Annotated in this window: 1 protein-coding gene; it reads left to right on the forward strand. The window is 63.8% G+C overall.

Annotated features, from left to right (window positions below; genetic code table 11):
- The coding region (locus tag NTX40_11390) for a PAS domain S-box protein (protein MCX5649678.1) at positions 1-1,642 on the forward strand (1,642 nt) is incomplete at both ends.

Here is a 1,642-nt window from a genome sequence, read left to right on the forward strand (position 1 = left end):
AGAATCATGGAGACGGGCCGGACCGACGAGATGGATGAGAAATACGTCCAGGGAGGCCAAGAGGTCTGGGTTCACACGGTCAAGACGCCGGTTAGAGACCGGACCGGCGAGATCGTCGGCGTTTTCGGCATCTTCTGGGACATCACCGAGCGCAGGCGGGCCGAGGAGGCGCTGCGCGAGAGCGAAGAGAAGTATCGAATCCTGGTTGAGCAAGTCCCGGGACTCATCTACGTCGCTGCCGCGGATGAAATCGGCTCTACAAAGTACGTCAGCCCGCAAGTCCAATCCATGCTCGGTTTTTCTCAGGATGAGTGGCTGGCCGATCCCGAGTTGTGGCGGAAACAACTCCATCCCGAGGACCGTGAGCGCGTGCTGGCCGAGGTCTGCCAGACCGGCGCCGCCGGCCGGAACTCCGTCTCCGAATACCGCATCATGGCGCGCGATGGCCGGACGGTGTGGGTGCGGGATGAGACCCGAGTGCGGCGCGACGAACACGATCAGAATCAACTCCAGGGCATCATGATCGACATCACCGACCGCAGGCGGGCCGAGGCGGCGCTGCGCGAGAGCGAGCGGCGATTCCGCGAGTTGGCTGAGTCGCTGCCTCAACTGGTCTGGACGTGCCGGGGGGACGGCCCGTGCGACTATCTCAGTCCGCAGTGGGTGGAGTACACGGGCATCCCGGAGGCGGAACAACTGGGGTCGGGCTGGCTGGAGCAACTGCACCCGGACGACCGCGATCGGACGATCGCCGCCTGGAATGCCGCGGTCGGCTCGGAATCGTTTCTCGACGTCGAGTTCCGCATTCGCCGAAAGGACGGCATCTACCGGTGGTTCAAGACCCGCGCGGTGGCGATTCACGACGGCCAAGGGCGGGTGATCAAGTGGTTCGGCACGAATACCGACATCGATGACCAGAAGCAGGCCGAGGAGGCGCTGCGCGAGAGCGAGGAAGACCTGTCGATCACCCTGCACTCCATCGGGGACGCAGTGATCGCCACGGACATCGCCGGCCGGGTGGTTCGGATGAACCCGGTGGCGGAACAGTTGACGGGCTGGCCGCTGGCGGAAGCCGTCGGCAAACCGCTTGCCGAGATTTTCCGCATCATCAACGTCCTAACTCGCGAACCAGTTGCCGATCCCCTGGCCAAGGCTTTAGCAACTGGCGAAGTTGTCTCACTGGCGAACGACACGGCCCTGATCGCGCGCGACGGCGCCGAGCGCCAGATCGCCGACAGCGCCGCCCCCATCCGCGATGTCCAGGGCCGCATCCGAGGCGCGGTGCTGGTATTCCACGACGTGACCGCCGCATACGAACTTAAGAAGGCCCTGCGGGAGCGCGTGAAGGAACTGACCTGCTTCGAACGGGTGCGGAACGGTTTGCAAGCGGGCCTTTCCGTCGAACAAATATGCCGAAACACCGCCGAGTACCTGGTCCAGGGAATGGGATATCCCGAAATCGCGGTGGCTGTCATCACGCTTGGCGATCGGCAATTCAGTTCTGGGAGGTCGGCGGAGGGGCTGACGCACGGTCTTCACGCGGACATCGAGGTGGCGGGAAGCACCCGCGGTCAATTGTCGGTCTTCTACGTCGAAGACAGGCCATTCCTGCTGCCCTATGAGCAGAACCTGGTCAACGGGG

Source organism: Planctomycetota bacterium, from assembly GCA_026387035.1.
Lineage (GTDB): Bacteria > Planctomycetota > Phycisphaerae > FEN-1346 > FEN-1346 > JAPLMM01.